This is a genomic window from Streptomyces hygroscopicus subsp. hygroscopicus (genome assembly GCF_030269125.1).
Lineage (GTDB): Bacteria > Actinomycetota > Actinomycetes > Streptomycetales > Streptomycetaceae > Streptomyces > Streptomyces hygroscopicus_C.
Genome location: NZ_BSSM01000002.1, coordinates 26,103 through 43,024, shown reverse-complemented (window position 1 = coordinate 43,024; position 16,922 = coordinate 26,103). Strand labels below are relative to the sequence as shown.

At 72.8% G+C, this 16,922-nt stretch carries 19 protein-coding genes; 9 read left to right on the top strand and 10 right to left on the bottom strand.

Annotation, left to right across the window (positions count from 1 at the left end; translation table 11 throughout):
- The first annotated feature begins 6 nt into the window (after nucleotides 1–6).
- The 4 genes from QSK45_RS04650 to amaP are packed head-to-tail and all read left to right on the top strand — an operon-like array spanning nucleotide 7 to nucleotide 1,762.
- On the top strand, nucleotides 7–201 hold the full coding sequence (locus tag QSK45_RS04650; protein WP_285553495.1) for a hypothetical protein: 195 nt from the start codon (nucleotides 7–9) through the stop codon (nucleotides 199–201).
- Nucleotides 198–572, top strand: coding sequence for an Asp23/Gls24 family envelope stress response protein (locus QSK45_RS04645; protein ID WP_285553494.1), 375 nt, complete (start codon nucleotides 198–200; stop codon nucleotides 570–572). The genes QSK45_RS04650 and QSK45_RS04645 overlap by 4 nt, the downstream gene beginning before the upstream one ends.
- A complete protein-coding gene (locus QSK45_RS04640) occupies nucleotides 569–1,171 on the top strand; it encodes a DUF6286 domain-containing protein (RefSeq protein WP_285553493.1) in 603 nt (200 codons plus the stop codon). The genes QSK45_RS04645 and QSK45_RS04640 overlap by 4 nt, the downstream gene beginning before the upstream one ends.
- 9 nt (nucleotides 1,172–1,180) lie before the next feature.
- Nucleotides 1,181–1,762, top strand: a complete 582-nt coding sequence (gene amaP / locus QSK45_RS04635) for an alkaline shock response membrane anchor protein AmaP (protein ID WP_285553491.1) — start codon at nucleotides 1,181–1,183, stop codon at nucleotides 1,760–1,762.
- A gap of 41 nt (nucleotides 1,763–1,803) precedes the next feature.
- Here the strand turns inward: amaP and QSK45_RS04630 are convergent, their stop codons facing one another.
- From QSK45_RS04630 to QSK45_RS04610, 5 genes are all read right to left on the bottom strand, one after another.
- On the bottom strand, nucleotides 1,804–2,559 hold the full coding sequence (locus QSK45_RS04630) for an SDR family oxidoreductase (protein WP_285553489.1): 756 nt from the start codon (nucleotides 2,557–2,559) through the stop codon (nucleotides 1,804–1,806).
- Nucleotides 2,560–2,563: 4 nt separating this feature from the next.
- Nucleotides 2,564–4,369, bottom strand: a complete 1,806-nt coding sequence (locus QSK45_RS04625) for a glycoside hydrolase family 15 protein (protein ID WP_285553488.1) — start codon at nucleotides 4,367–4,369, stop codon at nucleotides 2,564–2,566.
- A gap of 115 nt (nucleotides 4,370–4,484) precedes the next feature.
- Entirely contained in the window at nucleotides 4,485–5,297 is an 813-nt protein-coding gene (locus tag QSK45_RS04620; protein WP_490993508.1) for an SURF1 family cytochrome oxidase biogenesis protein, read from the bottom strand.
- 60 nt (nucleotides 5,298–5,357) lie between these two features.
- Nucleotides 5,358–5,591 (bottom strand): hypothetical protein, encoded by a 234-nt coding sequence (locus QSK45_RS04615; protein WP_020939201.1) that lies wholly within the window; start codon nucleotides 5,589–5,591, stop codon nucleotides 5,358–5,360.
- Between the two features lie 146 nt (nucleotides 5,592–5,737).
- On the bottom strand, nucleotides 5,738–6,730 hold the full coding sequence (locus QSK45_RS04610) for a DEDDh family exonuclease (RefSeq protein WP_285553483.1): 993 nt from the start codon (nucleotides 6,728–6,730) through the stop codon (nucleotides 5,738–5,740).
- 191 nt (nucleotides 6,731–6,921) lie between these two features.
- Here QSK45_RS04610 and QSK45_RS04605 point away from each other — a divergent pair, with 191 nt between their 5' ends.
- A complete protein-coding gene (locus tag QSK45_RS04605; RefSeq protein ID WP_285553482.1) occupies nucleotides 6,922–7,632 on the top strand; it encodes a VIT1/CCC1 transporter family protein in 711 nt (236 codons plus the stop codon).
- Nucleotides 7,633–7,639: 7 nt separating this feature from the next.
- On the opposite strand, the gene QSK45_RS04600 is transcribed toward QSK45_RS04605, so the two are convergent.
- Together QSK45_RS04600 and QSK45_RS04595 are read right to left on the bottom strand one after the other, a co-directional pair.
- Entirely contained in the window at nucleotides 7,640–9,031 is a 1,392-nt protein-coding gene (locus QSK45_RS04600) for a CoA transferase (protein ID WP_285553481.1), read from the bottom strand.
- A gap of 224 nt (nucleotides 9,032–9,255) precedes the next feature.
- Nucleotides 9,256–10,824: a S8 family peptidase gene (locus tag QSK45_RS04595; RefSeq protein ID WP_285553479.1), complete on the bottom strand. Its 1,569-nt coding sequence runs from the start codon at nucleotides 10,822–10,824 to the stop codon at nucleotides 9,256–9,258.
- 261 nt (nucleotides 10,825–11,085) lie between these two features.
- Between QSK45_RS04595 and QSK45_RS04590 the strand changes: the two genes are divergently transcribed.
- From QSK45_RS04590 to moaA, 3 genes are all read left to right on the top strand, one after another.
- Nucleotides 11,086–11,442 carry a DUF485 domain-containing protein gene (locus QSK45_RS04590; protein WP_285553475.1) on the top strand — a complete coding sequence of 119 codons (357 nt, stop codon included), beginning with the start codon at nucleotides 11,086–11,088 and terminating at the stop codon, nucleotides 11,440–11,442.
- The gene (locus QSK45_RS04585) at nucleotides 11,439–13,067 is read left to right on the top strand and encodes a monocarboxylic acid transporter (protein WP_285553474.1); all 1,629 of its coding nucleotides are present in this window, start codon (nucleotides 11,439–11,441) and stop codon (nucleotides 13,065–13,067) included. Before QSK45_RS04590 ends, QSK45_RS04585 begins: the two co-directional genes overlap by 4 nt.
- A gap of 176 nt (nucleotides 13,068–13,243) precedes the next feature.
- Nucleotides 13,244–14,233, top strand: a complete 990-nt coding sequence (moaA, locus tag QSK45_RS04580) for a GTP 3',8-cyclase MoaA (RefSeq protein WP_285553473.1) — start codon at nucleotides 13,244–13,246, stop codon at nucleotides 14,231–14,233.
- 33 nt (nucleotides 14,234–14,266) lie between these two features.
- Here moaA and QSK45_RS04575 read toward each other — a convergent pair whose 3' ends face one another.
- Nucleotides 14,267–14,482: a hypothetical protein gene (locus QSK45_RS04575; protein WP_285553471.1), complete on the bottom strand. Its 216-nt coding sequence runs from the start codon at nucleotides 14,480–14,482 to the stop codon at nucleotides 14,267–14,269.
- A 208-nt stretch (nucleotides 14,483–14,690) separates the two neighbouring features.
- Nucleotides 14,691–15,032 (bottom strand): DUF3099 domain-containing protein, encoded by a 342-nt coding sequence (locus tag QSK45_RS04570; protein WP_285553470.1) that lies wholly within the window; start codon nucleotides 15,030–15,032, stop codon nucleotides 14,691–14,693.
- A gap of 234 nt (nucleotides 15,033–15,266) precedes the next feature.
- On the opposite strand from QSK45_RS04570, the gene QSK45_RS04565 reads away from it, so the two are divergent.
- Nucleotides 15,267–15,548, top strand: coding sequence for a GlsB/YeaQ/YmgE family stress response membrane protein (locus QSK45_RS04565; protein WP_285553469.1), 282 nt, complete (start codon nucleotides 15,267–15,269; stop codon nucleotides 15,546–15,548).
- A 66-nt stretch (nucleotides 15,549–15,614) separates the two neighbouring features.
- On the opposite strand, the gene tyrS is transcribed toward QSK45_RS04565, so the two are convergent.
- A complete protein-coding gene (gene tyrS, locus QSK45_RS04560; protein ID WP_285553467.1) occupies nucleotides 15,615–16,883 on the bottom strand; it encodes a tyrosine--tRNA ligase in 1,269 nt (422 codons plus the stop codon).
- Between the last annotated feature and the right edge of the window lie 39 nt (nucleotides 16,884–16,922).

The window sequence follows — 16,922 nt, the reverse complement described above, 5'->3', positions numbered from 1 at the left end:
CGCTGCATGAGCATGGCCCTGGTCGGCATGATCGCCGGAATGGCGCTGGGTTTCGCCGGGTACTTCGGCGGGTTCGGCGCGTTCCTGCTGGTGGCGGCTTTGGGGGCCGTCGGGTTCGTGGTCGGCCGGTTCGCCGAGGGCGACCTGGACGTCGGTGACTTCTTCCGCTCCCGCGAAGAGCGCCGTGAACGGCGGCGGTGACCGCCGTGACCACCGAGACCGGGGCGGTGCGGCACCCGCCCGCCCGGGTGCCGCCGGGGGAGCGGGGCGCCATCCGGATCGCCGACCGGGTCGTGGCCAAGGTCGCCGCGCAGGCCGCCCGGGAGGCGCTCGGCCCACCGCCCGCCGACGCCGGGCCGCCGCACGCCACGGTGGTCGTGCACCAGGGCACCGCCCGGGTCCGCGTCCACCTCGAACTCGGCTACCCCTGCGACATCGGCGCCCGTTGTGCCGCCGTGCGTCGTCGAGTGACCGAGCGGGTGGGCGCGTTGGTGAACCTGAAGGTGTCCGAGGTCGCCGTCCGGGTCGAGCGGCTGCACCCGCCGACGGCCGCAGGCGGGAGGACCCGATGAGCGAGACGGACGCCACCACCCTCGACAGGACCGCCGACGCCCCGGTGGACGCCGGGGGCAGCGGCCGCTTCTGGTCGCCGCGCCGCATCCCCGCGGGCGTCGTCGCCGTGCTGCTGGCGGCCGGGGCGGGCCTGCTGCTCTACGACGTGGCCGCCGTGCGCGCCCACCAGCCCGGGATGCGCTGGCGCCGCGTCCTGGCCCGGCAACTGGCCGAACGGCACCTGGACGACACCTGGGTGCTGGCCGGCGCGGCCCTCGTGGCGGCCCTGGGGCTGTGGCTGCTCGCCCTCGCGCTCACACCGGGACTGCGCGCCCTGCTGCCGATGCGCCGCCCGCACCCGGACGTCCGCGCTGCGCTCAGGCGGGACGCGGCGGCCCAGGTGCTGCGCGACCGGGCCCTGGACGTGTCCGGCGTACGGTCCGTACGGGTGCGGATGCGCCGCGGAAGGGCCGGGGTCCGCGCCGTCTCGCACTTCCGTGAACTGGCCGACGTACGCGCGGACCTGGACACCACCCTCACCGAGGCGATCCGCGGCCTCGGTCTGACCAGGCCGCCCCGGCTCGCCCTGCGGGTGACCCGGGCCGAGCGGAAGGGATGACGGACGGCGATGCGTTCCGGTGGAGTCAATCGCGTGCTGCTGGCCCTGACCGGCCTGCTGCTGCTCGCCGTCGGCGGTGCGGTGCTGGCCGTCGGCCTCGGCGTCCGGCCGCCCTCCTGGTGGATCCACGGCGGCCCGCACGACGTCCTGCTCAGCCGCGCCGAGCGCACCCACTACCGCGCCGCGGCATGGTGGTGGCCCGCGGTCATCGCCGCGCTGACCCTGCTCGTCCTGCTGGCCCTGTGGTGGCTGACGGCGATCCTGCGCCGGCACCGGCTCGCCGAGATCCGGGTCGACACCGGCGACGGCGCCTCGGCCGTACTGCGGGCCAGGGCACTGGAGAGCGTCCTGGCCGAGGAGGCGACCGCCGTCTCCGCGGTGGCCCACGCGGCGGCCCTGCTGCGGGGCCGCCGTACGAGACCCGGGGCACGGGTCTGGCTCCGGCTGGAGCCCGAGGCCGACCCGTCGGCCGCCCTGGCCGAGTTCACCAGCGGACCGCTGGCCCACGCCCGTGAGTCGGCGGGCCTGCCCTCCCTCCCGGCGGAGGTCCGCATGCGCGCGGTCGGACACCGGGCGGAGAGGGTCACCTGACGGCACCGGCCCGACGGCACGGAGAAGTACCCGGCGGACCGTCAGAATCCGTGCCGCATGCCCCCGTCCACCGGCACCATGATCCCCGTCAGATAGGAAGCCGCCGGTGACAGCAGGAAGGCCGCCACCTTGCCGAACTCCTCCGGGGTGCCGTAGCGGCGCAGCGGGATGCGGGACTCGTTGGCGGCGCGGGTGGCCTCGGGGTCCGCGGACAGGGCGTCCAGTTCGCGGACGCGGTCCGTGTCGATGCGGGCCGGGAGCAGGCCGAGGACGCGGATTCCACGCGGCCCCAGCTCGTCCGCGAGGGACTTGGCGAAGCCGGCGAGACCGGGGCGCAGCCCGTTGGAGATGGTCAGGGCCGGGATCGGCTCGTGCACCGAGCCGGACAGCACGAAGCCGATGACGCCTCCCTCGTCCAGCTCGGCCGCCGCCGCGCGGGCGAGCCGCACCGCGCCGAGGAAGACCGACTCGAACGCGCCGCGCCACTGCTCGTCGGTGTTGTCGGCGACGAACCCGGGCGGCGGGCCACCCACGCTCACCAGCACCCCGTCGAAGCCGCCGAAGTGCTCACGGGCGGCCGCGATCAGCCGCTCGGGCGCCTCGGCGTCGGCGTTGTCCATGGCCACGCCCACCGCGTCGGGGCCCAGTTCGGCGGCGGCGTCCTCGGCCCGCTGCTTGTCGCGGCCGGTGATCACCACCTTCGCCCCGTCCGCGACGAGCTGCCGCGCGGCGGCGTTGCCCAGACCGCGGGTGGCCCCCGTGACGATGTACACCCGGTCCTTCAGTCCAAGATCCATGCCCCTATCCTGCCTCCTCGGCCCCGAACAGTGTGAGGGCGGAGTTCACCAGGCCGAGATGGCTGAAGGCCTGCGGGAAGTTGCCGAGCTGACGGCCCGCGACGGGGTCGTACTCCTCGGCCAGCAGTCCCACGTCGTTGGCCACCCGCACCAGCCGCTCGAACAGCTCCCGCGCCTCCTGCGGGCGCCCGGTCAGATGCAGCGCGTCGGCCAGCCAGAACGAGCAGGCGAGGAAGGCGCCCTCGCCGCCCGGCAGCCCGTCGACCACCGCCTCGTCGTCCTCCGCGGAGTCGTAGCGGCGCAGAAAGCCGCGGTGGCCGAGGTCGGCGCGGACGGCGTCGACCGTGCCGATCACCCGGGGGTCGTCCGGCGGCAGGAAACCGACGCGGGGGATGAGCAGCAGAGCGGCGTCCAGCTCGCGGGAGCCGTAGGACTGGGTGAAGGTGTTGCGCTCCGGGTCGTAGCCCTTCTCGCACACCTCCCGGTGCACCTCCTCGCGCAGCCGCCGCCAGCCCTCCAGGTCGCCGTCCAGCTCCTGGTGGCTTTCGAGGGTCCGCACCGCCCGGTCGGCGGCCACCCACACCATCATCTTGGAGTGCACGAAGTGGCGCGGGCCGCCGCGCACCTCCCACAGGCCCTGGTCCGGTTCCCGCCAGGCCGACTCAAGGAAGCCCATCAGCGCACGCTGGATGGCCCACATGTGCGGACGGGTGGGCAGGCCCGCGCCGCGCGCCAGCGACAGCGAGTCCATCACCTCGCCGTACACGTCGAGCTGGAGCTGGTCCCGGGCGCCGTTGCCGGTCCGCACCGGGGAGGAGCCGGCGTAGCCGGGCAGCCAGGGCAGCTCCCTCTCCGGCAGCCGCCGCTCACCCGCGACGCCGTACACGATCTGCAGGGCGGCAGGGTCCCCGGCGACCGCGCGCAGGAGCCAGTTGCGCCAGGCCTCGGCCTCGTCCTGGTAGCCCGCGGTGAGGAGCGCGCCGAGGGTGAGGGTGGAGTCCCGCAGCCAGCAGTACCGGTAGTCCCAGTTGCGCACCCCGCCGAGTCGTTCCGGCAGTGAGGTGGTGGCCGCGGCGACGATCCCGCCGGTCGGCGCGTAGGTGAGCGCCTTGAGGGTGATCAGGGAGCGGACGACCGCGTCCCGGTGGGGGCCGTCGTAACGGCACCGCCGGGCCCAGCGCCGCCAGTCCCTGACGCTGCTCTCCAGCGCCTGGTACGGGTCGACGAGTGCGGGCCGTCGTTCATGGGAGGGGTGCCAGGTGAGCACGAACGCGACCCGCTCGCCCTCGCCGACGGTGAACTCGGAATGGGTGCCGTAGTCCTCGCCCCAGGTGTGCACGGGCGGTTCGGAGCGCAGCCATGCCGAGTCGGGGCCCGCGACCGCCACCCGGTGGCCGTCGGAGCGGCGCGTCCACGGCACGATCGAGCCGTAGTCGAAGCGCAGCCGCAGCGTGCTGCGGACGGTGACCCGGCCGCTGACGCCCTCCACGACGCGGACGACGTCGGGGGCGTGCTCGCGCTGCGGCATCAGGTCGGTGACGCGGACCGTGCCGTCCGGCGTGTCCCACTCGGTGTCCAGGACGAGGGTGTCGGGCCGGTAGGCGCGGCGGGTGCACGCACTCCCGTCCCCTTCGGCCGCCTTCGGGGCGATCCGCCAGTGGCCGTGCTCGTCCTCGCCCAGCAGCCGGGCGAAGCAGGCGCCGGAGTCGAAGCGGGGCAGGCACAGCCAGTCGATCGAGCCGTCCCTGCCGACCAGTGCGGCGGTCTGTTCGTCGCCGATGAGGGCGTAGTCCTCGATACGAGCGTTCACGGGATGCGGGTTTCCCTGCGATCCTGGGGGCCAATCAGGTGGTGCGCCGGGGGAGTGACGTCAGCGCGCGAGCGCGCCGGACACGCCCGGCCCGTGACGACCCCGCTCGGCGGTCTCAGACCGCGGCCGGTTCGCTCTCCCCCGCCTGCGGCGCCGCCGCGGCCTCCTCCTGGTCGCGGATCTCCCGTCGCACCAGGAACCACCAGCCGACCGGGACGGCCGCCGCGAACAGCCACCACTGGATCATGTAGGCGTAGTTCAGCGGGGCGTCCTCGGTGCCGGGGTCGGAGATCTGCTCCGGGGAACCGCCCTTGGGCGTGGGCGCCGTCTGCTCCACGTAGCCGCCGAGCACCTGCGCGCCGAGCCGGTGCGCCTCCTCGGCGCTGTCGATCAGCATGATCTGCCGGTCGGGCAGGCCCTTGATGTTCTTGATGCCGCTCGCCGCGGTCGTCTCGTCGGCCATCAGGCGCCCGCTGATGGTGGTCCGGCCGGCCGGCGGGGCGGGGATCTTCGGGAAGGCGGTCTGGGACTCGTCCGCGGCGACCCACCCGCGGTTGACCATCAGGACCTTGCCGTCCTCGAGGACGAACGGCGTGAGGACGTGGTAGCCGACGTTCCCGTCGGCGTTGGTCCGGCGCCGGACCACCTCCGTCTTCGCGGTGTCGAAGGTGCCGGTCGCGGTGACGGTGCGGTACCTCTCGGTCCGGGTGACGGCGTGTCCGGGGGAGGACAGCCGCTCGACGGGGACCGGTTCGGCGTGCAGCGCGGCGGCGACCAGGTCGTTCCGCGCGGTGCGCTCCTCGTAGCGGTGCTGCTGCCAGAAACCCAGCCTGATCATCGTGGGGATCAACGCGATCGCGACGATGGTGAGGATGACCCACTGGCGGGACAACAGGAAGCGGTAGCGATGCACCCCACGACGGTACATCCGGGCCGCGGGGTGCATTCAGGCGGGTACCGGGTCACACCCGGTGCCGTACGGCCGCCGTCACACCCGGTCGACGACTCCCGTACGGCCCTCCGCGCGGGCGCAGTGCGCGCCGCAGTACCAGTGACCCTCCACCTCCACGCCCTGTCCGATGATCTGCACCCGGCAGTGCTCGCAGATCGGGGCCATGCGATGGATCGCACAGGAGAAGCAGTCGAAGACATGGACCGCGCCCTGGGCATGGACCTCGAAGGTCATTCCGTAGTCGTTTCCGCACACTTCGCATCTCGCCATGGGCCACAGGGTGGGCCGTCCCGGGCGCGTGGGCGAGCGGGCGCCGGGTGAGTCGTGCGTCAATCACCCTTTCGTACGACCACCCGTCCGTGAGGCCGGCGTCGCGCCCCGGCGGGCCCGGACTCACTCGTCCGGAGTCCCGGGCCTCACTCGTCGGCGGGCGCGACGTCCCGCAGCAGCTGCCCGAACGCGGCCTCGTCCACGACCGGCGTGCCGAACTGGCGCGCCTTGACCGTCTTGGAGGTGCCCGAGTCGGGGTCGTTGGTCACCAGCAGGCTGGTCAGCCGGGAGATGCTGGACGCCACGTGCAGCCCGCACTCGGTCGCCCGGTCCTCCAGCAGCTCCCGCTCGACGGAGGTGTCACCGGAGAACGCCACCCGCATGCCCTGTTTGAGTGGTTTGCCGTCTTCGTAGCGACCTGGGTTGGGATAGGGGCATGCGGGCCTTTTGCGGGAGGGGCGCCAACTGCCCGGACGGTAGCCGCCGTAGCCACCGCCGTCGCCGGAGGACTGCCGGGGCACCGGGCCGTCCGACCACTCCGTCAGGGCGCGGCACTCCAGCAGCGGCAGCCGTACGCCGCCCGCCGCCGCGGCCCGCAGGCTGGGCCGGAACGCCTCCGCGAGTACGCGCGCGTCGTCCAGCGCGTGGTGCGCCCGCTGCTGCACCACGCCGAAGTGCGCGGCCAGCGACTCCAGCTTGTGGTTGGGCAGTGGCAGGCCCAGCTCCTTCGACAGCGCGATCGTGCACAGCCGCTGGCGCACCGGCGCCCGGCGCTCGGCGCGCGCGTACTCCCGCGCGATCATCTGCCAGTCGAAGACCGCGTTGTGCGCGACCAGCACCCGGCCCTCCAGGCGGGCCGCGAACTCCTCGGCGATGTCCGCGAACAGCGGCGCGCCCTTAAGCACCTCGCTCGTCAGGCCGTGTATCCACACGGGTCCCGGATCGCGCTCCGGATTGACCAGGGTGTACCAGTGGTCCTCGACCTCGCCGCGCGCGTCCAGCCGGTAGACGGCCGCGGAGATGATCCGGTCGTGCCGGGCCAGGCCGGTGGTCTCCACGTCAACGACCGCGTATCCCTGGGGATACGCGGCCGGCCACTGGGTGGGGGAGGACACTGCGGTCGCACGGTCTTCGAGCATGGTCACTGAGGATACGGGCCGTGACCGACATCCTCGTCCCGCAGGGCTCCCCGGGGGCCCTCGGGTTGCCCCGCCCGGGTACCGGTGGGGACCCCCCGTCCGTGCCGAACGTCCCCTTTCCCTGGGCCTGTTGTCACTCGGTGGAGCGTCGGAGCGGCGCGGGGCCGCCCGGAGGTGCGATCCTCCCTGCTGTGACGGAACCGAACCATGACGAGAACCACGGCGGCGCGCTCGGCTCGCGGCTGAACTGGCTGCGCGCCGCCGTGCTGGGCGCGAACGACGGCATCGTCTCCACCGCGGGCCTCGTCGTCGGCGTGGCCGGGGCGACCGGGAGCCGCTCCGCCCTGCTGACCGCGGGTCTGGCCGGGCTGCTCGCCGGGTCGATGTCCATGGCGGCCGGGGAGTACGTCTCCGTGTCCACCCAGCGCGACTCCGAGCTGGCCGCGCTGGCCGTGGAGAAACGGGAACTGCGCGAGCAGCCCGAGGCCGAGCTGCGCGAGCTGACCCAGATGCTCCAGACGCGCGGGCTGTCCGAGGAGGTGGCCCGGGAGGCCGCCGAGCAGCTCACCGAGCGGGACGCGCTGCGGGCGCACGCCAGTGTGGAACTGGGCATCAACCCCGACGAGCTGACCAACCCGTGGCACGCGGCCTGGGCGAGCTTCCTGGCCTTCACCGTGGGCGCCCTGCTGCCACTGCTGGCCATCGTGCTGCCCCCGGGCGCCTGGCGGCTGCCGGTGACCGTGGTCTCCGTGCTGGCCGCGCTGGTGCTCACCGGCTGGACCAGCGCCCGCCTCGGCGCCGCCGCCCCCGGGCGGGCGGTGGTGCGCAACGTGGGGGGCGGGGCGCTGGCGATGGCCGTGACGTACGCGGCGGGCAGCCTGCTGGGAGCGGTCGGGGTGTGACCCCCTCTCACGGCCAGACGGGCCGGTCCGAACCCCAGGGCGCCGGGGGCCGGCTCCAATCGGTGGGCCCGCCCGCGAGGTTCACCGGGGAGAGGGCGTGCCGCAGCCGGCCGAGCGGACCGTCGGCCTCGGCGAGCCAGGCGTCCGGGGCGACGTGAGGGGCGCCCGGCGTGTCGTCCGGCTGCGGGGCGTCGCACGGCATCCCGTCCGTCAGCCAGTGCGCCGTGCGCGCCAGCGCCAGCCGGACGGCGCGGCCGCCGCCGTCGTACGACCGCTCGGTCAGCGCCCGCAGGACCGCCGCCGCCAGCAGGTAGCCGGTGCCGTGGTCCAGGGCCTGCGCCGGCAGCGCGCCGGGCTCTTCGGACGAGCCCTCGGCCACCGCGATGCCGGTGGCGACCTGCACCAGGCTGTCGAAGCCGCGCCGTTCGCCCCAGGGCCCGTACGCGCCCCATGCCGACACCTGTGCCACCACCAGTCCGGGGTGCCGTTCCGCGAGCGCCTCGGGAGAGAGGCCGAAGCGGTCGAGCGCGCCGGGGCGGTAGCCGGTGACCACGACGTCCGCCCCGGACAGCAGCTCCTCGAAGGTGTCCCGGTCGGCCGCCAGGTCCAGGGTCGCGGAGCGCTTGCCGAAGCCCGTGTCGGCGTGCTGGTCGGGGAGTTCGGGCAGCCAGGGCGCGTCCAGGCGCAGCACGTCCGCGCCCAGCAGGCCGAGGGTGCGGGTGGCGACCGGGCCCGCCAGGACCCGGGTCAGGTCCAGGACGCGGACTCCCGCGGCGGGCAGCAGCGGGGCGGCGGCCGGGTCGAGCGGCGGGAGCGCGCGCACGGGAGCGGCGTCGAGCCGTACGCGCTCCACGAGGGGCCGCGTGGCCACCTCGGCGGCCTGTTCGGTGGCCCGCCACTCCTCGGGCGTGCGCAGGGCCACCGCGAGGCCGCCGGCGCCGTAGACCGCCTCCTCGGTCCCGACGGCGGTGCGGTCCGCGAGCAGGGCGGCCACGTCCTCGGGTGTCGCGCCGTCCGGCAGGCCCAGCGCGGCGAGCAACCGGGCCCGGTGGTGCGGGTAGTTGGCGTGGGTGCGCACCCAGCCGTCGGCCGTGCGCCAGAACCGCGACAGCGGTGCGAAGGAGACCGTCGCCCGCCCGTCCATCCGCAGCAGCCGTTCGCTGTGGAACGCGGCCGCCACGGCGCCGTCGTCGACCCGGACCTCCGGCGCCTCGCCGCGACCGGTCCGGTGGGCCGCCAGCTCGGCGGCGGCCAGGGCGCACGCTCCGGCACACGCGCGCGCGAGCCGTCGTACCGGAAGGCGGGACGGGAGGGTTCCGGGGCGCTCGACCGTCGTCACCCGGGAGATCAGGGCGGGGTCGCCGCCCAGCGCAGACCATGCGTACGCGATATCCGTCATGACTGCACTATGCATTATTGATTCAATCAACCTTTGTATGGACCCGACGTCGGCCGGTAAAGGTTCACCTCTTTGCGTACGTCGGACGGTCCCGGCTGTCGGCCGGCGGCGAGCGCCCGCTCGGCGACGTACCGGGCCCCCGCGCCCCGGTAGGCGCGCAGGGGTGGTTCATGCCGTACGGGCGGGTGGCCGGATTCCCGCGACCACCCGCCCCTACAGGGGTCTTATCCGGTCACCGCCGCCAGCGCGTCGGCCATGCCGCGGCCGTAGAAACCATTGCGGTTCGCCGGTCCCTCGCACACCGCGTCGACCTTGCCGTCGCCGTTGATGTCGTACGGGTCCGTGCACGGCGTGGCGTCGGCCTCCGCGTACAGGAGGGCCTTGACCAGGGCGGCGGACGCGTGCGGATGGGTTGACTTGATCAATGCGGCCACACCGGCCACATGCGGGGCCGCCATGGACGTGCCGGCCATGTAGCCCCACCTGCCGCCGGGCAGCGGGCCGAGGATGAGGCCGCTGGTCGCCGGCGGCGCGGGCGTCTGGTAGACCGTGGAGTCACCGCCGGGCGCGGCGATGTCGATGATGCCCAGGCCGTAGTTGGAGTACGACGCCTTCAGCCCCTTCGCGCCGGTCGCCGCGACCGTCACGACCCCCGGCGACTGGGCCGGGATGTCGAAGCAGCGGCGCGGGTCGATCACCCGGGACGACGCGGTGCCGTCGTTCGGCGAGTCCGGGTCGGTGATCGAGTCGGCGGCCAGGTCGTACCTCTCGTTGCCCGCCGACGCGATGTTCACCGTGCCCCGCCGTTCCGCGTACCGCGAGGCCCGGTCGACGGCGTCCACGAGTGCCTTCTGGTCCGGGTCGGTGGTGCAGTTGAAGTACCAGGGGTCGGTGAAGTAGCTGTTGTTCGTCACGTCGACGTGGTGCTCGGCCGCCCAGACGAAGCCGCAGACCACCGCCTCGGTGTAGAAGTACCCGTTCGGATCGGCCACCTTGATGCCGGCCACCCTGACGCCCGGCGCCACGCCCGTCATGCCCACGCCGTTCTTCGCGGCCGCGATCTCGCCCGCCACATGGGTGCCGTGCGGGCTCTCCGAGGCGCTGGGCCGCCACGCGCCGTCGGTGGTGTCCGCCCTGCCCGACACGCAGCTGACGGAGGCGGCGCGGTCGAAGTTGGGCGCGATGTCCGGGTGGGTGTCGTCCACACCGCTGTCGATGACCCCGACCGTGACCTCACGGCTGCCGAGCGTCTTCTCGTGCGCCTTGTCCGCCTTGATGGCGGGCAGGTCCCACTGGAGCGGCTCCAGCGGGTCCTGGTCCCCGGTGGCCGCCGCGCCGGCCGCGGCCGCCTGCGCGCCGCCGAGCACCTGCGGGGCGCCCATGTCCGTCGTGGACGCGGAGGCCAGCGGGGTGTGCCGGGTGGCACCGGCCGAGGCGATCCCGGGCACCGCGCGCATCAGCCGGGCGAAGTCCGGGTTCGCCGAGTGCGCGACCAGGACGCCGATCTGGTCGTAACCGGCCACCAGGGTGCCGCCGTTGCGCGTGATCTCCTGCCGCACCGAGTCGAGCGTGCGGTGGTCCGTGCGGGTGTTGACCACGTACGACAGGTTCGGGCCGTCCGCCGCCGAGGCGTGCGCGGCCGGTGTCCCGGACGTCGCTGTCCCGACCGCGGCGTCTGCCGTCGTCGCGGGCGCGGCCGAGGCCGCGGCCGGCAGGAAGGCGAGCGAGGCGGTGAGCGACAGCACGGCCGGCACGGCGAACGCCGGCCGGCGTCTGGGGCGCAGATGAGGCATGGGTTCTCCACTTCATCCCGACACGAAGCCGCCCGAGACACGGGTCGGTGCTCGGGCAGGCGCATGGTGAGTGGTGCAGCCGGAACGTAACCCGTCCCCTCGGTGATCGGCAATGACTTGGCAATGACTCGATCAGACCACTTGCGAAAGAACTCATAGGACTTGAACCGGCCTTCGCGTGGCGCCGTGGACCTGGGCAGGGAGCACTAGCACCATCGAGCCCCCGGCCGCCCTGTCCGACAGCACCCGCGAGGAGAACCCGTGGCCACCGAGACACCGCCCCCCGCGACACCGGGGGTACCCCTTCCCACCACCGAGGAGTTCACCGAGGTGCAGCAGAGCGCGGAATTCGGTGAACTGCGCCGCGCACACCGCTCGTTCGCCTTCCCGCTGACCCTCGCGTTCATCGCCTGGTACCTGCTGTACGTCCTGCTCTCCAACTACGCCGACGGATTCATGGGCACCAGGGTCGTGGGCAACGTCAACGTCGCCCTGGTCCTCGGGCTCGCCCAGTTCCTCACCACCTTCCTCATCGCCTGGTGGTACGCCCGGCACGCCGCGGCCAAGCTCGACCCGAGGGCGAAGGCCATCAAGTCCCGCATGGAGGGCGCGGAATGAGCACCGTGACCCACCACACCCTGCTGGCCGCGGGCGAGGCGAGCGAGCACCGGACGCTGATCGTCACCCTGTTCGCCGTCTTCGTCGCCGCCACGCTCCTCATCACCGTCTGGGCTGGCCGCCAGACCAAGGACGCCGCCGACTTCTACGCGGGCGGGCGCCAGTTCACCGGCTTCCAGAACGGCCTCGCCGTCTCCGGCGACTACATGTCCGCCGCGTCCTTCCTCGGCATCGCCGGCGCCATCGCCCTCTTCGGCTACGACGGCTTCCTCTACTCCATCGGCTTCCTGGTCGCCTGGCTCGTCGCGCTGCTCCTGGTCGCCGAACCGCTGCGCAACTCCGGCCGCTACACGATGGGCGACGTGCTCGCCTACCGGATGCGCCAGCGCCCGGTCCGCACGGCCGCGGGTGCCTCCACCATCGTGGTGTCGATCTTCTACCTGCTCGCCCAGATGGCCGGCGCGGGCGTCCTGGTCTCCCTGCTCCTCGGCATCACCAGCGACATGGGCAAGATCGGCATCGTCGCCCTGGTCGGCGTCCTGATGATCGTGTACGTCACCATCGGCGGCATGAAGGGCACCACCTGGGTGCAGATGGTCAAGGCCGTGCTGCTGATGATCGGCGCCCTGCTGCTGACCTTCCTGGTCCTCGTGAAGTTCCACTTCAACGTCTCGGACCTGCTCGGCAGGGCCGCCGACAACAGCGGCAAGGGAGCGTCGTTCCTGGAGCCCGGCCTGAAGTACGGCGCCACCGGCACCACCAAGCTGGACTTCCTCTCCCTCGGTCTCGCCCTGGTCCTCGGCACCGCGGGCCTGCCGCACATCCTGATCCGCTTCTACACGGTGCCCACCGCGAAGGCCGCCCGTAAGTCGGTGATCTGGGCCATCGGCCTGATCGGCGTCTTCTACCTGATGACCCTGGCCCTCGGCTTCGGCGCCGCCGCGCTGATCAAACCGGACGAGATCATCGCCTCCAACAAGGCGGGCAACACCGCAGCCCCGCTCCTCGCCCTGCACCTCGGCGGGGTGGACTCCGGCTGGGGCGCCGTCCTGCTCGCCACCATCTCCGCCGTCGCCTTCGCCACCATCCTCGCCGTCGTCGCCGGCCTCACCCTCGCCTCGTCCTCCTCCTTCGCGCACGACATCTACGCGAACGTCATCAAGAAGGGGCGGGCCACCGAGAGGCAGGAGCTGGGCGCGGCCCGTTGGGCCACCGTCGGGATCGGCGCGGTCTCCATCCTCCTCGGCGCCCTGGCCCGCGACCTCAACGTGGCCGGCCTGGTGGCGCTCGCCTTCGCCGTCGCCGCCTCCGCGAACCTGCCGACGATCCTCTACAGCCTCTTCTGGAAGCGGTTCACCACGGCCGGCGCCCTGTGGTCGATCTACGGCGGCCTGGTCACCGCGGTCGGCCTGGTGCTGTTCTCCCCGGTCGTCTCCGGCGGCCGGACCTCGATGTTCCCGGACGTCGACTTCCACTGGTTCCCGCTGGAGAACCCCGGGATCATCTCCATCCCCGTCGGATTCCTGCTCGGCGCCGTGGGCACCCTGCTGTCGAAGGAGGTGCCGGACGCCGGCAAGTACGCGGAACTGGAAGTGCGCTCCCTGACCGGGACGGGCGCGCACTGACACCCGTACGACCGGCCGCGTCGGCGGAACCGTGCGGGTCCCCGGGGCCGTACGGTCCCCCGACGCGGCCGCCGGGCACCTCGTCCGATCGGGGCCGGTGTCGATGTCGGTGACGTCACGTAGGCTCGCAGATGAAACGGAAACGACGCCGATGCTCGACGAGGGAGGGGGCCCACGTGCTCATCGACACGTACGGCCGCGTGGCCACCGACCTGAGGGTCTCGCTGACCGACCGGTGCAATCTGCGCTGCACCTACTGCATGCCCGAGGAGGGCCTGCAGTGGCTGGCCAAACCGGAGCTGCTCACCGACGACGAGATCGTCCGCCTCGTCGACATCGCGGTGCGCCTGCTCGGCATCGAGGAGGTCCGCTTCACCGGCGGTGAGCCCCTGCTGCGGCCCGGCCTGGTCGGCATCGTCGAGCGGGTCGCGGCCCTCGGCCCGCGCCCGCGGATGTCCCTGACCACCAACGGGATCGGCCTCGGCCGCACCGCCGCCGCCCTCAAGGACGCGGGCCTGGACCGGGTCAACGTCTCCCTGGACACCCTGCGCCCCGAGGTCTTCAAGGCCCTCACCCGCCGCGACCGCCACAAGGACGTCCTCGAAGGACTCCGGGCCGCCCGCGCCGCGGGCCTCACCCCCGTCAAGGTCAACAGCGTCCTGATGCCGGGCCTCAACGAGGACGAGGCCCCCGATCTGCTGGCCTGGGCCGTCGCACACGACTATGAACTGCGGTTCATCGAGCAGATGCCCCTGGACGCCCAGCACGGCTGGAAGCGCGAGGGCATGGTCACCGCAGGCGACATCCTCGCCTCGCTGCGCACCCGCTTCGACCTCACCCCGGAGGGCGCCGAGGAGCGCGGTTCGGCACCGGCGGAGCGCTGGCTGGTGGACGGCGGCCCGCACCGGGTCGGCGTGATCGCCTCGGTCACCCGCCCCTTCTGCGCGGCCTGCGACCGCACCCGGCTCACCGCCGACGGCCAGATCCGCACGTGCCTGTTCGCCACCGAGGAGACCGACCTGCGCGGTGCCCTGCGCTCCGGCGCGCCCGACGAGGAGATCGCCCGCCTCTGGCGCCAGGCGATGTGGGGCAAGAAGGCGGGCGCGGGTCTGGACGACCCGTCCTTCGTCCAGCCGGACCGCCCGATGTCGGCGATCGGCGGCTGACCGGCGGCCGGCCCGCGGCCGCCCCGGCGGACCTCAACTCCCGCCGTGCTCCCACTCGTCGAGAGGGACGACGTCCTTCAGGAAACCCCGTACACCCAGGAACGTGGACAGGTGCTCGCGGTGCTCCTCGCAGGCGAGCCAGGTCTTGCGCCGCTCCGGGGTGTGAAGCTTCGGGTTGTTCCAGGCCAGCACCCACACGGCGGCGGTGCGGCAGCCCTTGGCGGAGCAGATGGGGGTTTCGTCACTCACAGGTTCGTCTCACCAGATCGGGTGCAGAACGAGGCGACGCCGAGCAGCCACGGGGGGAGCTGCCCGGCGTCGGTCCGTCGCTCCGACGGGGGATGCGGAGCGCTTACGCAGTATGTCACGGCCGACCCGTTGCCCGGCACCGGAACTGCGCGATTGATTTTGAGCTTTTCTTGAGGATGAGGCCGGACCGGTGTCCGCTTTCTCCGCATCAGCCCTGATCGCGCGATGGCTGTTCGTCCTCGCCGCGTGTCGTTCCGATCATCGGGCGCATGGGAGCGGTGACGAACGTCGAGGGCAGGGAGGGCGGTCGCTCACGGCCCGCGTTCGCGACCACCACCGCGATATAGGGCAGGATCGCACCGGCCACCAACGCCACGATGGCGAAGGGCCGTTCGACGTTCCACAACGTGGCCGCGAGGATCACCGCCACCGTGCGGATCCCCATCGAGATGACGTACCGCCGCTGCCGCCCGCGCACGTCCTCGGCGAGACCGGTCCTGGCCCCGGTGATCCGGAACACCTGGCCGCCGGCGCCGTGCTGTTTCCGCATCGCCTTCACCATCCGCCGTATCGGACCTTCCCGGCTCGCACCCACGTCCACCCCCCGGCGCGGAAGCGGTGCCGGGACACCTCTTACGGTACGCCGCGGCCGCGCGCCCGACGAGACCGGGTCGCCCGCTGCCTGCGGCGATGCCCGGCCGTACGGCGGAACACGACATGCGTCCCGTGGCGCACCGGCCGACACTGGCGTAGAGCTCACGTCGATCCGGACGAGGAGGCAGCCATGGGCTGGTTGTGGGCGATCATCGTGGGATTCGTACTGGGCGTGATCGCCAAAGCGGTCATCCCGGGCAAGCAGCACAGCCCCCTCTGGCTGACCACCATCTGCGGCATCCTCGGCGCCGTCGCGGGCAACGCGATCGCCCGCGCCCTGAACGTCGCAGAGACCCGGGGAATCGACTGGAGCCGCCACATCTTCCAGCTGGTGGCCGCGATCATCATCGTCGCCGTGGTGGACGCCCTCTACATGGCGACGCTGGGCAAGAGGAAGCGCCAGAGGGTCTGAGCCGCTCCCGACCGGAGCGCCCCGAGGGGGCGCGGGGCCGTGTCGAGCCGCCGCGCCCCGGCGGAGTCATCCCGCGACAACCTCCACCGCCGCCAGGTTCCGCTTGCCGCGCCGCAGCACCAGCCACCGCCCGTCCAGCAGGTCCCCGGCCGAGGCCACCGCGTCCTCGGAGGCCACCTTGACGTTGTTCACGTAGGCGCCCCCCTCCTTCACGGTCCTGCGCGCGGCGGACTTGCTCGCCACCAGCCCGACCTCCGCGAACAGATCCACCACGGACCCCAGCTCGGCGACCTGGATGTGCGGCACCTCGGACAGCGCCGCCGCCAGCGTGCGGCCGTCCAGCTCCGCGAGCTCGCCCTGCCCGAACAGCGCCTTCGACGCGGCGACCACCGCGGCCGTCTGCCCGGCCCCGTGCACCAGCGTCGTCAGCTCCTCGGCCAGCGCCCGCTGAGCCGCCCGCGCCTGCGGCCGCTCCTCGGTCAGCCGCTCCAGCTCCTCGATCTCCTCACGGGACTTGAAGCTGAAGATGCGCAGGAACTTGGCCACGTCCCGGTCGTCCGCGTTGATCCAGAACTGGTAGAACGCGTACGGCGTGGTCATCTCGGGGTCGAGCCACACCGTGCCGGACTCGGTCTTGCCGAACTTCGTGCCGTCCGCCTTGGTGATCAGCGGGGTGCCCAGCGCGTGCACCACGGCGTCCGGCTCGACCCGGTGGATCAGGTCGGTGCCGGAGGTGAGGTTGCCCCACTGGTCGCTGCCACCGGTCTGCAGCGTGCAGCCGTACCGCCGGTACAGCTCCAGGAAGTCCATGCCCTGAAGGATCTGGTAGCTGAACTCGGTGTAGCTGATGCCCGCGTCGGAGTTGAGCCGCCGGGAGACGGCCTCCTTGGCGATCATCTTGTTGACCCGGAAGTGCTTGCCGATGTCCCGCAGGAACTCGATGGCCGACAGGCCCTGGGTCCAGTCCAGGTTGTTGACCATCACCGCGGCGTTCGGGCCCTCGAAGTCCAGCAGCGGCGCGATCTGGCCGCGCAGCCGCTCGACCCACTCGGCGACGGTCTCCGGCGCGTTCAGCGTGCGCTCGGCGGTGGGCTTCGGGTCGCCGATCAGACCGGTCGCGCCCCCGACCAGGCCCAGCGGCCGGTGGCCCGCCTGCTGGATGCGGCGCATCGTCAGGATCTGCACGAGGTTGCCGAGGTGCAGGCTGGGCGCGGTCGGGTCGAAGCCGCAATAGAACGTGACGGGACCGTCCGCGAACGCCTTGCGCAATGCGTCCTCGTCCGTGGAGAGGGCGATGAGCCCGCGCCACTTCAGTTCGTCGACGATGTCCGTCACGGTTCTCGTGTCTCCTTGGTGGTCCTCGGGCGGTCGGGT

Bases quoted from the DNA above. Each gene is read 5' to 3' on its own strand.
- QSK45_RS04650 (WP_285553495.1), top strand. From the start codon at position 7: ATGAGCATGGCCCTGGTCGGCATGATCGCCGGAATGGCGCTGGGTTTC.
- QSK45_RS04640 (WP_285553493.1), top strand. From the start codon at position 569: ATGAGCGAGACGGACGCCACCACCCTCGACAGGACCGCCGACGCCCCG.
- amaP (WP_285553491.1), top strand. From the start codon at position 1,181: ATGCGTTCCGGTGGAGTCAATCGCGTGCTGCTGGCCCTGACCGGCCTG.
- QSK45_RS04630 (WP_285553489.1), bottom strand. From the start codon at position 2,559: ATGGATCTTGGACTGAAGGACCGGGTGTACATCGTCACGGGGGCCACC.
- QSK45_RS04620 (WP_490993508.1), bottom strand. From the start codon at position 5,297: ATGTACCGTCGTGGGGTGCATCGCTACCGCTTCCTGTTGTCCCGCCAG.
- QSK45_RS04615 (WP_020939201.1), bottom strand. From the start codon at position 5,591: ATGGCGAGATGCGAAGTGTGCGGAAACGACTACGGAATGACCTTCGAG.
- QSK45_RS04610 (WP_285553483.1), bottom strand. From the start codon at position 6,730: ATGCTCGAAGACCGTGCGACCGCAGTGTCCTCCCCCACCCAGTGGCCG.
- QSK45_RS04600 (WP_285553481.1), bottom strand. From the start codon at position 9,031: ATGACGGATATCGCGTACGCATGGTCTGCGCTGGGCGGCGACCCCGCC.
- QSK45_RS04595 (WP_285553479.1), bottom strand. From the start codon at position 10,824: ATGCCTCATCTGCGCCCCAGACGCCGGCCGGCGTTCGCCGTGCCGGCC.
- QSK45_RS04585 (WP_285553474.1), top strand. From the start codon at position 11,439: ATGAGCACCGTGACCCACCACACCCTGCTGGCCGCGGGCGAGGCGAGC.
- QSK45_RS04570 (WP_285553470.1), bottom strand. From the start codon at position 15,032: ATGCGGAAACAGCACGGCGCCGGCGGCCAGGTGTTCCGGATCACCGGG.
- QSK45_RS04565 (WP_285553469.1), top strand. From the start codon at position 15,267: ATGGGCTGGTTGTGGGCGATCATCGTGGGATTCGTACTGGGCGTGATC.